The organism is Mucilaginibacter straminoryzae (genome assembly GCF_022953055.1).
Classification (GTDB): Bacteria; Bacteroidota; Bacteroidia; order Sphingobacteriales; family Sphingobacteriaceae; genus Mucilaginibacter; species Mucilaginibacter straminoryzae.
In genome coordinates this window covers 19565-36828 of sequence record NZ_JALJEJ010000004.1, presented here as the reverse complement: position 1 = coordinate 36828, position 17264 = coordinate 19565, and the positions used below count along the sequence as shown (strand labels likewise).

Here is a 17264-nt window from a genome sequence, read left to right as displayed (position 1 = left end):
GGTTTGCAGTTTACTGCAAGCCTTTTTTGTTGGGCTGACCATATTAAAACACCTCGTTTAAGCCCAGAAAGATGCCCTTAGAGCCATAATGTCCCACGCCATAGTCCAGACATACCGCCGAGCGCGAATATTTGTTAAACAGGAACCTTAGGCCAGCGCCGCCTCCGGGTTCCCAATACTCATACAGCTTGATATTGCGGCGGTTGTTGGCGGTTTGTGCGTTAGCAAATAATACGCCGCTGATCAGCTTATTGGAAGTGATAGGGAAACGGTATTCCGTTTCCGCATAGGCAAATGAAAATCCCTTAAAACGCCCGATGGTATAACCACGTCCGATGCGATTAGCCACATCTGAGCCCGTTCCGGGCAGTTCCAGGTAGGGGATAGAGCCGCCCAGCAAATAATTACCCCAAAGCCAGAAAGCCAATACATGCTGCGGGTTTTCCTTGGAAAGCGAAACATATTTCCGGGCCTCTGCCTTCAACTGCACGGCGTTTTTGGTACTACCAAGCCATTGCTGGTTTACCCGAAGTACAAAATCAGCGTAAACCCCTTTATAAGGGCGGTTTGGCTGATCGCGCGAGTTAAATTGCAGGTTAAACAACATGCCGCTTGCCATGTAACCGCGTGGGTTGTAACCTTTGATCATACTGTAGCGGAAGTTGTGCGACCGGAAATTATGGGATTCATTGTGGATGTTATCGATACCCGTATACCAATCTGCCACTACACCTGCACCGGCATAGACATGGGTAAACAGTTTGCGATAAATATGTTCATCAAACTTGATGTAGGTAAAGTTGATCGGGAAAACGTCCGAATTATTCGCCAGCGGTACACCGTTTAAAGAAAACTCCCCATCGCCCTGGTGCTTTTTCCCCGTTCCGACGCCATAATCGAAAGCCACGGTGCGTCCGATTTCTACCTTTCCCTGAAGATTTAAGACATTGTTGGGCGTAAATGTATTGTGACTGAATTCGCACGAAGCCAGTTTATTAGTAGAAGCGTAAGCGTTCCAGTGAAAGGTAGAATAAGTGGTTGTGGCTGGGTCTCCAAAGTAGCACCCGCCAACCGAGGATACGCCTAACTGGAAACCAACACTTGGGTTGTAACCTGCGGAAGGCAACACAGAAAAGAAGGATTGTCTTTGTGTCGTATCGGGCGGGGCAGGGGGCTTGTTCCTCATTTTCCTCACCACATCGCGCACGTCTACCTGTCCCCGGATAGAATCCGGTTCGGCCAACTGGGCTTTGGCATTCGTTAGGGGTACTAAAAAAACAAGTACACCAAAAATATACTTGCGAAAAACTATCTTGAATGTCAATTATTCAGGCTTATAATGAGCCCAATATAACAGAAATGTTACTATTTGACAAATTGATGACAAGTAAGTTTTAAACAAAAAAGAGCTGAAAATTTCAGCTCTTTTCGTATTGCTTAATAATCTTGCTTTTCTGTTTCGCGCTTAATCTTTACGAACTAATCGCTCAAATTAATTTGCCATCATCTTCAGGAATGAAGCCAGTTTTTCTTTCATTTCGCGACGGTCAACAATAAAGTCGAGAAAGCCATGTTCCTGCAAAAACTCCGCAGTTTGGAAACCTTTTGGCAAATCTTTTTTGATGGTTTCCTTGATTACACGCGGGCCGGCGAAGCCGATCAGTGAACCTGGTTCGGCAATATTAATGTCGCCCAGCATCGCATAAGAAGCGGTTACACCGCCGGTAGTAGGGTCAGTAAGCAGTGAAATATACGGCACACGTGCTTGTGCCAGCAATGCAAGTTTAGCAGAGGTTTTCGCCATTTGCATCAGCGAGAAAGCCGCTTCCATCATCCGTGCACCACCAGATTTGGAGATCATCAGAAACGGCACCTTATGTTGGATAGAATAATCGATAGAACGGGCAATCTTTTCGCCCACTACAGAGCCCATAGAACCGCCTATGAAGTTAAAATCCATACAAGCTATCACTACGTCCTGGCCGCCCATTTTACCAACGCCGGAGCGTATGGCATCTTCAAGTCCCGTTTTTGCAATGGTATCCGTCAACCTGTCGGTATATTTCTTGGTATCCACAAAATGAAGTGGGTCGCCAGAGCGCAGGTGAGGATATAGTTCGGTAAACTCGTTATTATCAAACAGTATAGAGAAATACTCTTTTGAGCCTATTCTGAGGTGATAGTTGCAGTAATGGCACACATACTGGTTTTCAACCTGCTCTGAGTAATGTAATGGCTTTTTACAGTTGGGGCATTTGTTCCAGATGCCATCCGGAGCTTCTTTTTTTTCCTCGGTAGAAGTTATAATTCCTTTTGATTCACGTTTAAACCACGCCATTTATCTAACTTTCTTTTTTTGTTGGGTTATGGAAAAAGTAAGTGCAAAGAAACAAAAAATTAATGCAATACAATGTTTTACCAATGCACGTATTTTTAAAACTCAGGCGTTTTTATTGTTAGTATGCTATCTGCAAACGCATAAATAAATAATTTTTATAACTTCGAAACCAAAATAGGCTTCAAATGGATATTAAGAACTATAAAGGAGTACTGCACGGCGATCAGGTGCAGGAGCTTTTCGAAGCAGCTAAAAAGCACCAGTTCGCGCTTCCAGCTGTCAATGTTATCGGTACCAATTCAATTAACGCGGTAATGGAGACCGCCAAAGCAGTAAATTCACCTGTTATTATCCAGCTTTCTAATGGCGGTGCGCAGTTTTACGCGGGCAAGTCGTTAGATAATTCTAAGCTACAGGCTTGTATCCTGGGCGGTGTATCTGCTGCCAAGCACGTTCATCTATTAGCAGAGCACTATGGCGTAGCAGTAATTCTGCATACAGACCACGCTGCAAAAAAATTACTGCCATGGATAGATGGTTTATTAGAGTACGGCGAAAAACATTTTGCTGAAACCGGCAAACCGCTGTTCTCTTCGCACATGCTGGATCTTTCTGAAGAGCCGATTGAAGAGAATATCGAAATTTCTGCCAAATACCTGGCGCGCATGGCTAAAATGAACATGACCGTTGAAATTGAACTGGGTGTAACCGGTGGCGAGGAAGACGGCGTAGACAACAGCGATGTAGATAGCGCACGTTTATATACCCAGCCAGAAGAGGTTGCTTACGCTTATGAAGAACTTTCTAAAGTAAGTCACCGTTTTACCATTGCTGCTGCATTTGGTAACGTTCATGGTGTTTACAAACCGGGTAACGTAAAACTGCAACCGGTAATTCTGCACAATTCACAAGAGTTCCTGAAAAAGAAACATAACCTTGACGCCGAAAAGCCAATCAACTTTGTGTTCCACGGTGGTTCTGGTTCAAGCCAGGAAGAAATCCGCGAGGCGATCTCTTATGGTGCTATCAAAATGAATATCGATACCGATATGCAATGGGCATTCTGGGAAGGTATTAAAGATTACTATCAATCTAAAGAAGGATATCTGCAAAGCCAGATTGGTAACCCTGAAGGCGAAGATTCTCCGAACAAGAAATATTATGATCCGCGGGTATGGTTACGCAAAGGCGAAGAAACCTTCGTTAAGCGTTTAACCCAGGCTTTTGCCGATCTGAACTGTTTAGATGTAAACAGCAAACTATAATATTTTATATATTTCTATTAAAAAGCGTTTGTACTGTTGAAGTACAGACGCTTTTTTTATTGCTAATTTGTAGCTTTAATTTCTAAAAGAATACCTATGTCTAAAAAGAAAGAAAATTTCGTTGAAAGGTTTGCCAACTGGGCTACCGCTGCAACGGGTAGTTCGGCGGCCTTTATTATAGCTACCTCTGTAATTATCATCTGGGGCGTGACGGGGCCATTGTTCCACTATTCAGATACCTGGCAGTTGGTGATCAATACCGGGACCACCATCGTTACTTTTCTGATGGTGTTCCTGATCCAGAAATCGCAGAACAAAGATTCGCGTGCGTTGCACTTGAAGTTAAATGAACTGATTGCCGCGCACGAAGGTGCCAGCAACCGCATGGTAAGTATTGAGGATTTGAGCGAGGTGGAACTGGAACAGATCCGTAATTTCTATATCAGGCTGTCTGAATTGGCCGAAAGCGAAGATAACCTGGGTTGTACCCATACGATAGACGCTGCCGATCTGAACCATTCCGCTAAAGCGCAAAGAAATAAAACGACAACAGAACGTATTAATGAGTCTAAACGAAATAAAAGTAAGCAAAGTAAGTAGCCCGGCCGACCTTGAAAAAGCGTTTGCCGTAAGGTACGAGGTATTTGTAGAAGGGCAGGGGGTACCTGTTTCGTTAGAAATGGAATTTAACGGCGTTTCAACGCATTTTCTCGCCACGGTTGATGATATACCTGCCGGGGCTGCAAGATGGCGCCAGACGGAGAATGGCTACAAACTGGAACGCTTTGCTGTTTTGGATAAATATAGAGGGCAGGGCGTGGCACAAGCTATGGTTAAAGCCGTATTGGCTGATATACCTGATGACGATAAACCGGTGTACCTGAATTCACAGCTACAGGCAGTCAGCTTGTATGAAAAGTTTAACTTCGAAAAATCAGGACCAGAGTTTGAAGAAGCCGGTATCAGGCATTATAAAATGGTGCTGAAAAGATAGTCAATGATCATTGGTCATTGAGTCATTAGTCAATGGCTATTAATAAGTGGCTATGTTAATAAAATAAGCTTCACATAGTTAACATCCGTCTTGTCATTCTGAACGAAGTGAAGAATCTGCCTTTAAGGAACTGCACAGAGTGACCGCCGTTAATAATTGTCACTCGCTGCAAGCGAGCGACTACTTTCCTTGTTTTTAGCAATCACGGGAAAGATAGCTTTAGTATTTAAACTTAAAGCAGCGGCGGCGCTCTTGCCGAGTGGGCATTCATTAATTATTCATGTCATTGCGAACTGCGATAGCAGTGTGGCAATCTCATAGTAGGTTAAAAGGCCAGGCTGGCTGGCAAAAACCAGTTCGCCACGTCTGCCGCATTCGCCGCATTCGCCACGTCTGCCGCATTCGCCACGTCTGCCGCATTCGCCACATTTACCGGGCTGCCACCGGTTTACTGACTTTTAAGTCAAGATTTCTGCCAATATAGTGTCAGTTGAAGCACAAAAAAGGCCCGGCAAATGCCAGGCCTCAATCACTTAATAACTCAATAACTAATTATCCGGCTTGCGGCGTTACGGCATCGGTTTTAGGCTTTACTACCGCCTGGTCATCTGTCAGGCCTTCACGGATAAACTTCCGCATAATCAGCCTTGTACCGCCGTTATAATTCACGTAGCTGCCCAGCCAGTTAATAAATACAATCACCTTGTTGCGGAAGCCTAATAGCGAAATCAGGTGGACGAACATCCAGATCAGCCAGGCAAAAAATCCCTGGAATTTAATCTTACCTAAGTCGGCCACGGCCTTGTTACGGCCTATCGTCGCCAACGAACCTTTATCATTGTATTTAAAGGCGGTAAGCTGCTCGCCTTTAAGAATACCCCTGATGGTTTTCGCTACAAATTCGCCCATTTGTATGGCAACTTGCGCTACACCTGGGTGTCCTTTTGGTGTGGCCTCTGTAATCATGGCAGCCACGTCGCCAATGGCAAATATGTTGGTGGTACCGGCTACCACGCACTGTTCGTTAACACGGATGCGGTTACCGCGCTCGATGTTTTCTTTTGCGATACCTTGTGGTACCACACCCATTACCCCGGCAGACCAGATCACGTTCTTGGTCGGGATAACGCGTCCATCTTCAAACTTAATTTGCGCGCCGTCATAGCTTTCTACTTTAACGCCCAGCATCACTTCCACACCCATGTTCACCAAAAAGTCTTTCGCCTTTGCAGAAGCCTCGTCAGACATCGGGCCTAATACCTTCGGCAGAAAATCTACCAGGTAAACCTTCATATCCCCCTTGGTTAGCTCGGGATAGTCTTTGGTCAGGATATAATTCCGGTACTCTGCCAGTGAACCTGCAAGCTCTACACCGGTAGGCCCAGCACCGACCAATACAAAGTTCAGGAAAGGCTCGCGCTCTTCCCTGGTTTGCTTTAGAACGGCTTCTTCCAGGTTCTGAAGGATCAGGTAGCGCAGGTTCAATGCCTCGGGGATGGTCTTCATCGGCATGGCATAATGCTCAATTTCCTTGTTGCCAAAGAAGTTGGTGATAGACCCGGTAGCAATTACCAGGTAATCGTAAGCTATTTCGCCAATGGTGGTATCAATGGTATTACGGTCAGGGTTTACGGCAGTTACTTCTGCCAGCCGGAAGGTAAAGTTTTTCTGGCCTGAGAAGTTCTTCCGCAATGAAAATGCTATTGATTCTGCCTCCAGGCTGCCTGTAGCCACCTGGTAGAGCAGGGGTTGAAACATATGGTAGTTATGCTTATCCAGCATTAAAACTTCAACGGGCTGGTCGGCCAGGTGCTTGGCAACCTCTATGCCACCAAAGCCGCCACCGACAATCACTACCCGCGGAAATCCTGTTTTAGTTGTTGTAGTCATACAAACAGACAAATTTTAGTATAGATTGATGCAATAGTATAATAACAAAAAAGGCTCCAAATGTTCTTTGGAGCCTTTAGTAAATTCTAATTATCGTGTAATTATTTTAGCTCCTTTTTATCAAAGTCAACGATAACCGGTGTAGCTACACAGATGGATGAGTAGGTACCGAAGCATACGCCGATCAATAACGCGAACGAGAACCCACGGATCACGTCGCCGCCAAAGATAAACAATACTACCAGTACAAACACCACGGTAAGGGCTGTGATAATGGTACGGCTTAAGGTGCTGTTAATCGCTTTGTTGATTACTTGTTTGGTATCATCAGTACCCGAGCGGTGGCTCAAGAACTCGCGGATACGGTCAAATACAACCACGGTATCGTTAATAGAGTAACCAATTACGGTCAGTATCGCTGCGATAAAGTTCTGATCAATATCCAGCGAGAATGGCAACAGACCGTGGAACAAAGAGAAGAACGATAGTACCAGCAAAGCATCGTGCGCAGTTGCAATTGCTGCACCCAAGCTGAACTGCCATTTGCGGAAACGGATCAGGATATAGATCGAGATCACCGCGATGGCAAATAATACGGTCCAGATAGCCGAAGTTTTTAAGCTGTTGGCAATGGTAGGACCTACTTTTTGCTGGCTTACGATCTGGAATTTCGGATTGATCTTGCTCATGGACTGACGCAGGGTGCTTTCCACCTTGTTGTCAGCATTGGTAGAGTTATCGGTGATCAGGTAATCTGTAGTGATGCTTACCTTCTGATTGTCGTTTACAAAGGTCTTAACAATCGCTTTTCCATCGCCGAAGGTCTCGTCCAGGTTTTTACGAACGTCTTCAATATTTACGTCTTTGCTGAACTCGATCACATAGTTACGGCCACCACGGAAATCTACACCGTAGCTGAAACCACGGGTAAACATAGAGATGATACCTGCAAGGATGAAAATACCAGAGAAGGCGTAGAAACGGAAACGGTTGCGAACGAAGGCAAAGTTTGCGTTTTTAAACGTATGGGCGCTCCATGGGTTAGAGAACTTGATGTCCCAGCCTTTTTCAAGCATCCACTCGAAAATAAGGCGAGAGATTAGTAATGAACAGAACAATGAAGTGATGATACCGATCATCAGCGTAGTTGCGAAACCTTGTACAGGGCCGGTACCAAACACAAACAGGATTAAACCTGTAATGAAGGTACTGATGTTAGCGTCAAGGATAGAAGACAAAGCATGTTTGTAACCGTCTGCAATAGAAATGCGGATTGATTTTCCAAGCGCCATTTCTTCACGCACACGTTCGTAGATCAACACGTTTGCATCCACACACGTACCCAGGATCAATACGATACCTGCCACACCCGGAAGCGTTAACACCGCGCCGAGGTTGGTAAGTACACCCATCAGGAAGAATACGTTGATGAATACGGCAACAACAGCTACGGTACCTGCACGGTTGTAATATGCAACCATGAATACCAATACCACGATCAGGCCGATTACGCATGATGCCAGACCGTTATTAATAGCTTCCTGACCAAGAGACGGACCAACCACGTCTTCTGCAACAATGCGCGCAGGAGCGGGCAGACGGCCGGCTTTCAGGATATTAGCTAAGTCTTTTGTTTCTTCTTGTTTAAAGTTACCAGTGATAGAAGAACGACCACCAGAAATTTCGTTGCTTACGCGTGGTGCAGATACCACGTTCTCGTCAAGTACGATAGCGATACAACGGTTATCGTTTTCGTCTTTAGGGTTACCGGCAGCAGCAGCGGTGATTTCGCGCCATTTTTCGGCACCTTCAGAGCTCATGTCCATGGTAACCTCGTAACCGCCTTGTTGCTGGCTAACGTCGCTGTTCGCATCAGTAATTACGTCGCCGGTTAATACGGGGCCGTTGTTTGCACCAGAAAGTTTGATGGCATAAAGTTCGAAACTGCTGATCTTATTCATTTCACGCGGCTTTGCACCCCACATGAACTTAATATTTTGCGGAATAATTGCCTTAACCTCTGGCGTGCGGAACAGGTTATTCACTTTTGCAGTGTCCTTAGTTTCTGCATAACCAACAACCGGGCCGGGAAGATATTGTATTTGGTCGTTACCTGCACGATATACTGCCGGAGCAAGCAGGGAGAATAAAGGATTCTGAGAGGCAAATTGTGCTTTATTTGCTAAAGCGCTGGTATCTTTTGCCGAACTCTTTTTAACCTTGCTTAACAATGAACCACCCGCTTTTGCGGTATCTGCTGTAGCAGCAGTTGCTTTGGTGGTATCTTTAGTGGTTTTGTTTTTAGCAGCAATAATGCCGTTAATGTTATTTAACAGGCCTGCAACTTCAGTGTTTTCTGCAGTCTCATAGAATTCCAGCTTCGCAGAACCTTGTAACAGCTTGCGTACACGTTCTTTTTCTGTTACGCCAGGCAGCTCGATCAAAATGCGGTTAGTACCAGGCTGTAACTGAATGTTTGGAGAAGTTACACCAAATTTATCAATACGGGTAGAAAGGATGTTGTATGATTGGGTAACCGCAGCGTTAGCCTGATCTTTCAGGAAAGCTTCAACCTCGCTGTTGCTGGAGTTAAATTTAATGTGTTCCTGGTTTTCTTTAGTTGCAAATATCGGGGCCAGCTTTCCGTCCGGAGCAATTTTCTTGTACTCGTTCATGAAAAGCGTAATGTAATTCTCCGGATTGGTGTGAGAATCAATTTCTGCTCTTGATAATGCCTGGTTAAAGGCCGGATCAGTGTTATTGTCAGAAAGCGTTTTGATCAGCTCACCTAAAGAGATCTGCATGGTAACGTTCATACCGCCTTTAAGGTCGAGACCTAAAGCAAGTTCGCGTTCTTTACAGTATTGATAGGTGTGTTTGAACACCGGATACACCGGCTGGTTTGAAATAGAATCAAGATATGCTCTCTCTTTTTCTGCGTTACCTTTCGCATAGTCCCGCGCATCAGCCTCTACTTTACGGGCAACCCACGTAAACGAAAGCTGATACAAGCATACAATAGCCAGCAGGATGGCGAAAAATTTAATAACCCCTTTACCTTGCATTGTTGTGTTTAGTATATAATTAAATAGTTTATAAGCTTTTTAAACAAGTCGGCAAATCTAACAAAATTTTGCAACCCATAAATTTTAATTCAAACAAATTTAACTGGCTGTTGTTAAGCGCGCTCAAGGGTTATAAAAGAGTAGGGGTAGAGGTGTTTTTCATCCGTTCCGAAATCTTCCCTTTCGATGGTTTTCCACTCTTCGGGGTTCAGTTCAGGGAAGAAGGTGTCGGCATCAAAGCTATGGTGTACAACGGTAAGATAAATGCGATTGACCTTCGGTAGCGACAGCTTGTAGATTTCTGCACCGCCTACAATAAAAACTTCAGGCTCAGCTGCACACAAGGCCAGCGCATCATCCAGCGATTTTACCACTTCGCAACCTTCTATAGTTATATCCTGCCGGGTGATAATGATGTTACGCCGTTTTGGTAGCGGTTTACCGACCGAATCAAAAGTCTTGCGGCCCATAATTACAGTGCCGCCGCTGGTAATATCTTTAAAATGCTTAAGGTCTTTAGGCAAGTGCCACAGCAACTGGTTATTCTTGCCTATGGCATTATTTTCTGCAATAGCGACAACGATGGTGATGTATTGGTTCATGAGGTGACTATAGGTGTAAAGTAAGTTGTCATTCTGAACGCAGTGAAGAATCTTCTCGTATAGCATTATTTACAGATGCTTCGACAAGCTCAGCATGACAATTCGTAGTTAGATATCACAATATGTACAGTCGATAATTGTTCGCCACTAATGACTAATGACTAATGACTAATGACTAATGACTAATGACTAATGACTAATGACTAAATCACACCGCCACAACGCCTTTAATATGCGGCCACGGATCATAGTTTTCTAAAGTGAAGTCCTCGAATTTAAAGTCGAAGATATTTTTCACTTCTGGATTGATCTTCATTGTTGGCAATGGCCGTGGTTCGCGCGATAGCTGTAAGCGAACCTGCTCCAAGTGATTGTTATAAATGTGGGCGTCGCCGAAGGTATGGATAAAGTCGCCGGGTTGCAGGTCGCATACCTGGGCTACCATCATTGTAAGCAGGGCGTACGAAGCAATGTTGAACGGAACACCCAGGAAGATATCCGCGCTGCGCTGGTAAAGTTGGCAGGACAGTTTGCCTTCTGCTACATAAAACTGAAACAGGGTATGGCAAGGCGGCAGCGCCATCTGATCCACATTGGCCACGTTCCAGGCAGAAACAATCAGTCGCCGTGAATCCGGATTTTTTTTGATCATGTTGATCAGGTTCGTGATCTGGTCGATATGGCCGCCGTCAGGCGTTGGCCATGAACGCCACTGGTAACCATAAACCGGTCCAAGGTTGCCTTCCTCATCCGCCCACTCGTCCCAAATGCGGACGCCGTTATCTTTAAGGTACTTGATATTGGTATCGCCTTGTAAAAACCAGATCAGTTCATGGATGATCGATTTCAGGTGCAGCTTCTTCGTAGTCACCAGCGGAAAACCTTCCTGCAGGTTAAACCGCATCTGGTAACCAAATACACTTATCGTCCCAGTACCGGTACGGTCATGCTTTTGCGTGCCGTTATCCAGTACATGCTGCATCAAATCGTGGTATTGCTTCATTTTGGTTATTTAGTTATTTGTTTTTGAGTTATTGTGGTTCCGGCTCATTTAATAACATAGTAACTCAGTAACCTGTAACTATAGCTCAACCGCAAAGAAAAAAAATCTAATTTTGACATCCTAACTGTTGTGCAAAACTACAACACGTGGTGGATAATTATATGATCGTTTTTCCAAACGCAAAAATCAATATCGGTTTAAACATTACGGCTAAAAGGCCGGATGGTTATCACAATATCGAAACGGTTTTTTACCCGGTAAAAATTAATGATGCGTTAGAAGCTATTATAGCCCCTCTGTTGAGTTTTTCATCCTCCGGGATAAATATACCCGGCGAGCCGGAGAAAAACCTTTGTATCAAAGCTTATGAGCTCGTTTCTAAGGATCACCCGCTTCCGCCGCTGGAAATTTACCTGCACAAGCACATCCCGATAGGTGCGGGGTTGGGTGGTGGTTCTGCCGACGCTGCTTTCTTTATTAAGTTACTGAACCAGCAGTTCGGGTTGAACTTAACTGTACAGGCAATGCAGGACTATGCACGTCGGCTCGGGGCAGACTGCGCTTTCTTTATCGAAAACAAACCCGTGTATGCTTTTGATAAGGGAGATCAGTTCGAAGAAGTGTCGTTGGATCTAAGCCGGTATCACATTGCCCTGGTAATGCCCAATGTGCACGTCTCTACAGCGGACGCCTATAGCGGGGTAAAGCCTGAACCGTCCGGTCAGTCATTAAAAGAATTGGTACAACTACCGGTAAGCGATTGGAAGGGCAAGATCAAGAATGATTTTGAACCTTCTGTATTTGCGAAATATCCCCAGATAGGAGCGGTGAAGCAAGCGCTTTACGAAGCGGGGGCACTTTATGCCAGCATGAGCGGCAGCGGTGCTTCTGTTTTCGGGATATTTGAAGCCCCGCCCCAATTAAAGCATCTCGAGGCGGAGCATCAGGTGTTTTACGATCTTTAAAGGCCTGCGTCGTTACTGACGCCTTTGCCAAAGGCTTCGGCCCAGTCGCGTTCGCTCCGGCCTTTTGCCAAAGCGGTGAGTAAACGGTTTTGGATCAATGCGACAAGCGGCATGGGGGTCTGGCTTTCCTGGGATAGCTTCGCCACTAGGCTGGCATCTTTATAACCCAATTGCGAAGTGAAGCCAACAGGCTCATATTTATGCTCGGCAATCAGTTTGCCATAATTTTTAAAGATGGGTGCATTGAATATGGTAGATCCAAAGAAGTCTGCAACGGCAGTTCTTTCTATCCCAAATTTTTCTGTCAGGGTATAAGCTTCCGCCATCATCTCCATCGAGGCCTGGATCATGAAATTACCTGCCAGCTTAACCACATTAGCCTGGCCGGCTTCTTCGCCAAAGTTAAAAATGCCCTGGCTGGTGCTTTCCAGCAGTGGCCTTGCTGCTTCCTGAATTTCCTGAGCGCCTGAAAGGCAAACCCAAAGTTTCTTAGCGGCGGCAGCATCCGGCCGGCCGAAGACAGGAGAGGTGAGGTAGCGGCTACCGGCTTGCTCATGCAATTGCGACAAATGCTTTGCCGTGTCCGGTGCGATGGTGCTCATCGAGATATGAATTGCACCTTTAGGCAGGGTTTTCAAAATGCCCTCTTCCCCGGTGGTGGTTTGGGTAACCACTGTATCATTCGATAAAACGGTCACGATAAACTGAACACCATTTGCAGCTTCTGCGGGGGAATGGCAAACGGTGATGTTGTCCTGGTCCAGCTCTTTTGTTTTTTCAACGGTACGGTTATATACCTGCAGGTGGTAACCTGCTTCTATAAAATTTCGTGCAATGGGGGTGCCCAGGTTACCCAGGCCTATAAATCCGATTTTTGTTTTCATGTGGATAGTGTTAAGAATATATAGTTAACTAATATAGTCGCGGTCTTCGTCGCTTAGTGTACCCGGCCTGCGTTTTTGTCGGCTGCCGTCTTCATCGTTTTCCAGGTTGTCATGTTCGTACATCTCCACTCGTTTAACCTTACCCGGTCTGCCTGCGATAACGCCGACCAGGAAAGAACCAACTGCAACGGCTGTAAGGATCACCAGCTTTGGCATCTTCACATCGGTGAACAGAAGGGTCACTTTTACTTCGTCTGTATTTTGCATAATCACTACGGTGATCAGTATGGTTACCACAATGGCGAACAGGGTTGAAACTCTCATGTTGATGGTTGGCTTCTTGCTGCGCCAATATCAATCTTTTTTATCAGGCGATCAAATCGGCAAGGGCACAACAATGTAAAGTTTTGATAGGGCAAAAAAGGGGAGTAGTCAAGGTGTACCGACTTTGGCATGGTAATAGCAATATTTTCTTTGTAATTAAAATTACACAATCCCTTTTGTGCAGGACATCTCCAGCGGTCCGTAACACAAAAAGCAAAATCACCCTGATAATTAAGCTTCCTTAAATTCATTACGGTACACTTACCGGTCTAACGCGCCTGTAAATACAGAAGTGAAAATTTTGTTTAATTAAATGTTGTAACCATCTGAAAAACAAAATTTAGTTTACCCAAAAATAGTACTTATAATGGGATTGCTAAAAATTATAGTATTTTGCTTTTGCTAATCGTTTGTTTACTTTCAGTATGACTTTAATAATTAGAATTTATTCACTGATTATCAGTTAAATATTTATTCAATTATTTTGATAGTTAAAGTGGCAAAAAACGTTTAAGATGCATTTACAGGAGCGTTTTGACAGGCTTTTAAAGAAGGTAATTTTTGTCTGATGATACACTTAGTGATTTTTGCAAAAAATGCCCTGTGTGCCGTAGAGGAAGTTAATCTGCTGCGATAACGGTTTTAATTAAGCAAGGTGGAATACGCACTTAACAGGAAGTTAAATGCCAGGTGATGATCAGAATTGGAAAGAGCTTAAGCTTTAGCGCGAAATTTAGTGACCTGTTTTTGAGCCAGTGGAAACAGGAAGACAGTAGACAATATAATCAGCGCACCTATCCAGAAACCCAGCGTCATGAGGCGCAACTCGCCGAAGAAAAGGAAAGACATGACGATGCCGTATACTGGCTCCAGGTTGGTGATAAGCGCTACTTTGAACGCAGAGAATTCGCGCATTACGGATACCCCCGCTACGTAGGCCAGCGAGGTGCATACAGTGCCTAAGATGAAAAGATAGCCAAGGTCTGTAGTTGAGGGCAATGCAAATTTCGAGAAACCGCCGGTAATTAAAAGGTAGGCCGAGATCCAGACGAACGCTCCGGTAAGCTCGTAAAAAGCAATCACCGGGGCTTCCAGTTTCTTTACCTGTCGCGAGTTGATGATAGAAAATAAGCTAGCGCAGGCAGCGCAAATAAGCCCCATAATGATACCCTTAGTGTAACGGGTTTCAAATTTGAAGATCAGGATAATGCCGGCAATGATTAGTATACCTGCTGCAATTTCCAGCCTGGAAATCTTCTTACGGTTAATCAGCGGTTCAAAGATCGCGGTAAAAAGCGTGACAGAAGAAAGGCAGACCAGGGCTACAGAAAGCGTGGAAACCTTAATGCTGGCGAAGAATAAAATCCAGTGCCCGCCCACTAAGGCGCCTGTAAAAAACAGCCCGATCACTGTTTTTAAATCTGTTTTAAAAGCCGTTCTGTTGAATTTAAAATAAAGGAACAACGTGCTTGAAGCAATCAGCACACGATACCAGACCAAGTCTATCGCCGTAATGCTGATCAGCTTTCCGAGTACGCCGGTAAAGCCCCAAATGAATACGGTAAAATGTAAGATCAGCAGGTTTTTGTTAAGGCCACCGCTGTTGCCTTCGTTGGTGGCTGTCGCCATTATTTAGGGGCTTTGAGTAGTAAATAGTAGCCTAAGGCGCCGAATAAAACATTAGGGATACATACCGCAATCAGCGGTGGCATATTGCCTTTAATGGCAAAAACAAATGCAAAACGATCTACCACGATGTAGGTAAAACACAAGAAAATCCCGATCCCGAGGGGTAACCCTATCCCTCCCCTCACTTTACGTGAAGAGATGGAAACCCCGATAATCATGAGTACATAAGACGATAGGGGGTATATAAACCGCTTGTATTTCTCAAAAAGCATGTCGGTGAGTGCGCCGGTGCCACGCATTTGCTCGCGGCGGATGTTCTTGTTCAATTCCCACATAGACATCGCGGTATATACCTTATCGTGCGTTTCAAAGTCCTCCGGCCGCATATCCAGCACGGTATCTTTTCTGGTTTGATTGATAAACTTCTCGTGAAGGCCGTTTATGCGCCTCACGCCATAGTCCTGAAGCGACCAAACGTGCTTCACCGAATCAAACACAATGCGGTTAGCTACCAGTTTTTCCTTCATTACATCACCGTCAAACTTCTCCATAATAAAGTTGTAGCCGGTATGCTGGGTAGGGTCGTACGATTGCAGGTAAACATAAGTTTGTTTATCCAGCTGCATGTGTACCTCACTTTTGGTAGGGTCAGAATCGTTAAAATACGTATTCTCGAACTTGATATTCAGCTTGTTGGTAAATGGGATCAGGTATACGTTCGCAAAAAAGAACACGATAAAAATTGCGCTCGATGCTACAAAGTATGGCCTCAAAAAACGGTTAAAACTGGCCTTACTGCTTAGTATAGGCACAATTTCGGTCTGATTGGCCATCTTCGCGGTAAAGAAAATTACCGCAAGAAAGTTAATCAGCGGCAGCAGCAGATTAAGATAAAAGGGCAGATAGCCGCCGTAATACAAGAAAACGATGGCGCTGAGCGGGGCGTTGTGCTTCAGGAAATCGTCCAGGTGTTCGGATATATCAAACACCACAATAATCACCATGAACAGTACCACCGTAAATACAAAAGTACCCAGGTACTTACGGATAATATACCAGTCTATAACCTTTATATATCTGTCTAACAGTGTTTTCATGTTATAATCTTTGGGCTAAACGCTTCACCATCACGTTTTTCCATTCGTAAAATTCGCCCGAAATTATTTTTTCACGGGCTTGCGTTACCAGCCAAAGGTAAAAATGCAGGTTATGTAAACTGGCAATTTGCGCCCCTAATATTTCTTTAGAAGTGATCAGGTGGCGCAGATAAGCTTTGCTATGCTCACGGTCGGCCCATAAATCGCTGTCTGCTTCAATGGGTGAAAAATCATCCTTCCATTTTTCGTTACGGATATTAATGATGCCCTCTTTGGTAAACAACATTCCGTTACGTGCATTCCTGGTAGGCATCACGCAATCAAACATATCCACACCTAAGGCGATGTTTTCCAGGATATTAACCGGTGTGCCAACGCCCATTAAATAACGCGGTTTTTCCTTTGGTAATATATCGCACACCAATTCTGTCATGGCATACATTTCCTCGGCAGGTTCACCGACAGATAAGCCGCCGATGGCATTGCCTTCCCGTTCAAACGAGGCAATTACTTCGGCGGATTTTACGCGAAGATCCTTATAAACAGAGCCTTGCACAATAGGGAAGAGGGTTTGGCTGTAACCATACTTAGGTTCAGTGCTGTCGAAGCGGTCGCAGCAGCGTTTCAGCCAACGGTGCGTCATTTCGATAGACCGCCGTGCATAGCCGTAGTCGCAAGGATAGGGCGTACATTCGTCAAAAGCCATAATGATATCGCCACCGATGGTGCGCTGAATGTCCATTGCCGCTTCTGGCGTAAATAAATGCTTAGAACCGTCAATGTGCGAGCGGAAGGTGACGCCTTCTTCCTTAATCTTGCGTACTTCTGTAAGGGAATATACCTGGTAACCACCGCTATCTGTTAAAATCGGGCGGTCCCAGCCGTTAAATTTATGTAGTCCGCCTGCTTTTTCCAGCACGTTCAGTCCGGGGCGCAGGTACAGATGGTAGGTATTACCCAGGATGATCTGGGCTTTGATATCGTTCTTAAGCTCGTGCTGGTGAACTGCCTTAACCGTGCCGGCAGTACCTACGGGCATAAAAATCGGGGTTTTTATTGTTCCGTGATCGGTTGTCAACTCTCCGGCTCGTGCCTTTGAAAACGGATCTTGTGCTTGTAAGTTAAATTTCATTTTAAGGATGCAAAAATAACATTTTCAGGTAGTTTAAATTGTCTTGATATTTTAACTTCTTCGGAGATTATTCATC

15 protein-coding genes are annotated in these 17264 nt (G+C 44.9%); 4 read left to right on the top strand and 11 right to left on the bottom strand.

The features are described from left to right. Nucleotides 1–43: 43 nt before the first annotated feature. Together MUY27_RS09690 and accD are read right to left on the bottom strand one after the other, a co-directional pair. Nucleotides 44–1324, bottom strand: coding sequence for a BamA/TamA family outer membrane protein (locus MUY27_RS09690; RefSeq protein ID WP_245129813.1), 1281 nt, complete (start codon nucleotides 1322–1324; stop codon nucleotides 44–46). Between the two features lie 168 nt (nucleotides 1325–1492). Beyond that, nucleotides 1493–2338, bottom strand: coding sequence for an acetyl-CoA carboxylase, carboxyltransferase subunit beta (gene accD, locus MUY27_RS09685; protein ID WP_245129812.1), 846 nt, complete (start codon nucleotides 2336–2338; stop codon nucleotides 1493–1495). A gap of 185 nt (nucleotides 2339–2523) precedes the next feature. Here accD and fbaA point away from each other — a divergent pair, with 185 nt between their 5' ends. From fbaA to MUY27_RS09670, 3 genes are all read left to right on the top strand, one after another. Then, the gene (gene fbaA, locus MUY27_RS09680) at nucleotides 2524–3603 is read left to right on the top strand and encodes a class II fructose-bisphosphate aldolase (protein ID WP_245129811.1); all 1080 of its coding nucleotides are present in this window, start codon (nucleotides 2524–2526) and stop codon (nucleotides 3601–3603) included. Between the two features lie 96 nt (nucleotides 3604–3699). Further along, on the top strand, nucleotides 3700–4203 hold the full coding sequence (locus MUY27_RS09675) for a low affinity iron permease family protein (protein ID WP_245129810.1): 504 nt from the start codon (nucleotides 3700–3702) through the stop codon (nucleotides 4201–4203). Then, complete coding sequence (locus tag MUY27_RS09670; RefSeq protein ID WP_245129809.1) at nucleotides 4166–4597, top strand: GNAT family N-acetyltransferase; 432 nt, start codon at nucleotides 4166–4168, stop codon at nucleotides 4595–4597. The genes MUY27_RS09675 and MUY27_RS09670 overlap by 38 nt, the downstream gene beginning before the upstream one ends. Nucleotides 4598–5149: 552 nt before the next feature. Here the strand turns inward: MUY27_RS09670 and MUY27_RS09665 are convergent. From MUY27_RS09665 to MUY27_RS09650, 4 genes are all read right to left on the bottom strand, one after another. Further along, entirely contained in the window at nucleotides 5150–6487 is a 1338-nt protein-coding gene (locus tag MUY27_RS09665; RefSeq protein ID WP_245129808.1) for an NAD(P)/FAD-dependent oxidoreductase, read from the bottom strand. A 101-nt stretch (nucleotides 6488–6588) separates the two neighbouring features. Beyond that, complete coding sequence (gene secDF / locus MUY27_RS09660) at nucleotides 6589–9552, bottom strand: protein translocase subunit SecDF (RefSeq protein ID WP_245129807.1); 2964 nt, start codon at nucleotides 9550–9552, stop codon at nucleotides 6589–6591. 113 nt (nucleotides 9553–9665) lie between these two features. Then, a complete protein-coding gene (locus MUY27_RS09655; RefSeq protein WP_245129806.1) occupies nucleotides 9666–10154 on the bottom strand; it encodes a dihydrofolate reductase in 489 nt (162 codons plus the stop codon). A gap of 208 nt (nucleotides 10155–10362) precedes the next feature. Then, nucleotides 10363–11157, bottom strand: a complete 795-nt coding sequence (locus tag MUY27_RS09650; RefSeq protein ID WP_245129805.1) for a thymidylate synthase — start codon at nucleotides 11155–11157, stop codon at nucleotides 10363–10365. A 161-nt stretch (nucleotides 11158–11318) separates the two neighbouring features. Between MUY27_RS09650 and ispE the strand changes: the two genes are divergently transcribed. Continuing rightward, the gene (gene ispE, locus MUY27_RS09645; protein ID WP_245129804.1) at nucleotides 11319–12122 is read left to right on the top strand and encodes a 4-(cytidine 5'-diphospho)-2-C-methyl-D-erythritol kinase; all 804 of its coding nucleotides are present in this window, start codon (nucleotides 11319–11321) and stop codon (nucleotides 12120–12122) included. On the opposite strand, the gene MUY27_RS09640 is transcribed toward ispE, so the two are convergent. From MUY27_RS09640 to tgt, 5 genes are all read right to left on the bottom strand, one after another. After that, nucleotides 12119–13006: an NAD(P)-dependent oxidoreductase gene (locus MUY27_RS09640; protein WP_245129803.1), complete on the bottom strand. Its 888-nt coding sequence runs from the start codon at nucleotides 13004–13006 to the stop codon at nucleotides 12119–12121. The two genes, ispE and MUY27_RS09640, sit on opposite strands and share 4 nt — an antisense overlap. 24 nt (nucleotides 13007–13030) lie before the next feature. Continuing rightward, nucleotides 13031–13330 (bottom strand): LapA family protein, encoded by a 300-nt coding sequence (locus tag MUY27_RS09635; protein ID WP_245129802.1) that lies wholly within the window; start codon nucleotides 13328–13330, stop codon nucleotides 13031–13033. Nucleotides 13331–14044: 714 nt separating this feature from the next. Continuing rightward, entirely contained in the window at nucleotides 14045–14959 is a 915-nt protein-coding gene (locus MUY27_RS09630; protein ID WP_245129801.1) for a DMT family transporter, read from the bottom strand. After that, nucleotides 14959–16056: an LptF/LptG family permease gene (locus tag MUY27_RS09625; protein ID WP_245129800.1), complete on the bottom strand. Its 1098-nt coding sequence runs from the start codon at nucleotides 16054–16056 to the stop codon at nucleotides 14959–14961. Before MUY27_RS09625 ends, MUY27_RS09630 begins: the two co-directional genes overlap by 1 nt. A 1-nt stretch (nucleotide 16057) precedes the next feature. Continuing rightward, nucleotides 16058–17188, bottom strand: coding sequence for a tRNA guanosine(34) transglycosylase Tgt (gene tgt / locus MUY27_RS09620; protein ID WP_245129799.1), 1131 nt, complete (start codon nucleotides 17186–17188; stop codon nucleotides 16058–16060). Nucleotides 17189–17264 lie beyond the last annotated feature (76 nt).

Excerpts from the sequence above, each read along its gene's own strand:
- tgt (WP_245129799.1), bottom strand. The coding sequence starts at position 17,188 with ATGAAATTTAACTTACAAGCACAAGATCCGTTTTCAAAGGCACGAGCC.
- MUY27_RS09670 (WP_245129809.1), top strand. The coding sequence starts at position 4,166 with ATGAGTCTAAACGAAATAAAAGTAAGCAAAGTAAGTAGCCCGGCCGAC.
- MUY27_RS09665 (WP_245129808.1), bottom strand. The coding sequence starts at position 6,487 with ATGACTACAACAACTAAAACAGGATTTCCGCGGGTAGTGATTGTCGGT.
- ispE (WP_245129804.1), top strand. The coding sequence starts at position 11,319 with ATGATCGTTTTTCCAAACGCAAAAATCAATATCGGTTTAAACATTACG.
- MUY27_RS09630 (WP_245129801.1), bottom strand. The coding sequence starts at position 14,959 with ATGGCGACAGCCACCAACGAAGGCAACAGCGGTGGCCTTAACAAAAAC.
- MUY27_RS09625 (WP_245129800.1), bottom strand. The coding sequence starts at position 16,056 with ATGAAAACACTGTTAGACAGATATATAAAGGTTATAGACTGGTATATT.
- MUY27_RS09635 (WP_245129802.1), bottom strand. The coding sequence starts at position 13,330 with ATGAGAGTTTCAACCCTGTTCGCCATTGTGGTAACCATACTGATCACC.
- secDF (WP_245129807.1), bottom strand. The coding sequence starts at position 9,552 with ATGCAAGGTAAAGGGGTTATTAAATTTTTCGCCATCCTGCTGGCTATT.
- MUY27_RS09675 (WP_245129810.1), top strand. The coding sequence starts at position 3,700 with ATGTCTAAAAAGAAAGAAAATTTCGTTGAAAGGTTTGCCAACTGGGCT.
- MUY27_RS09655 (WP_245129806.1), bottom strand. The coding sequence starts at position 10,154 with ATGAACCAATACATCACCATCGTTGTCGCTATTGCAGAAAATAATGCC.
- fbaA (WP_245129811.1), top strand. The coding sequence starts at position 2,524 with ATGGATATTAAGAACTATAAAGGAGTACTGCACGGCGATCAGGTGCAG.
- MUY27_RS09650 (WP_245129805.1), bottom strand. The coding sequence starts at position 11,157 with ATGAAGCAATACCACGATTTGATGCAGCATGTACTGGATAACGGCACG.
- MUY27_RS09640 (WP_245129803.1), bottom strand. The coding sequence starts at position 13,006 with ATGAAAACAAAAATCGGATTTATAGGCCTGGGTAACCTGGGCACCCCC.
- accD (WP_245129812.1), bottom strand. The coding sequence starts at position 2,338 with ATGGCGTGGTTTAAACGTGAATCAAAAGGAATTATAACTTCTACCGAG.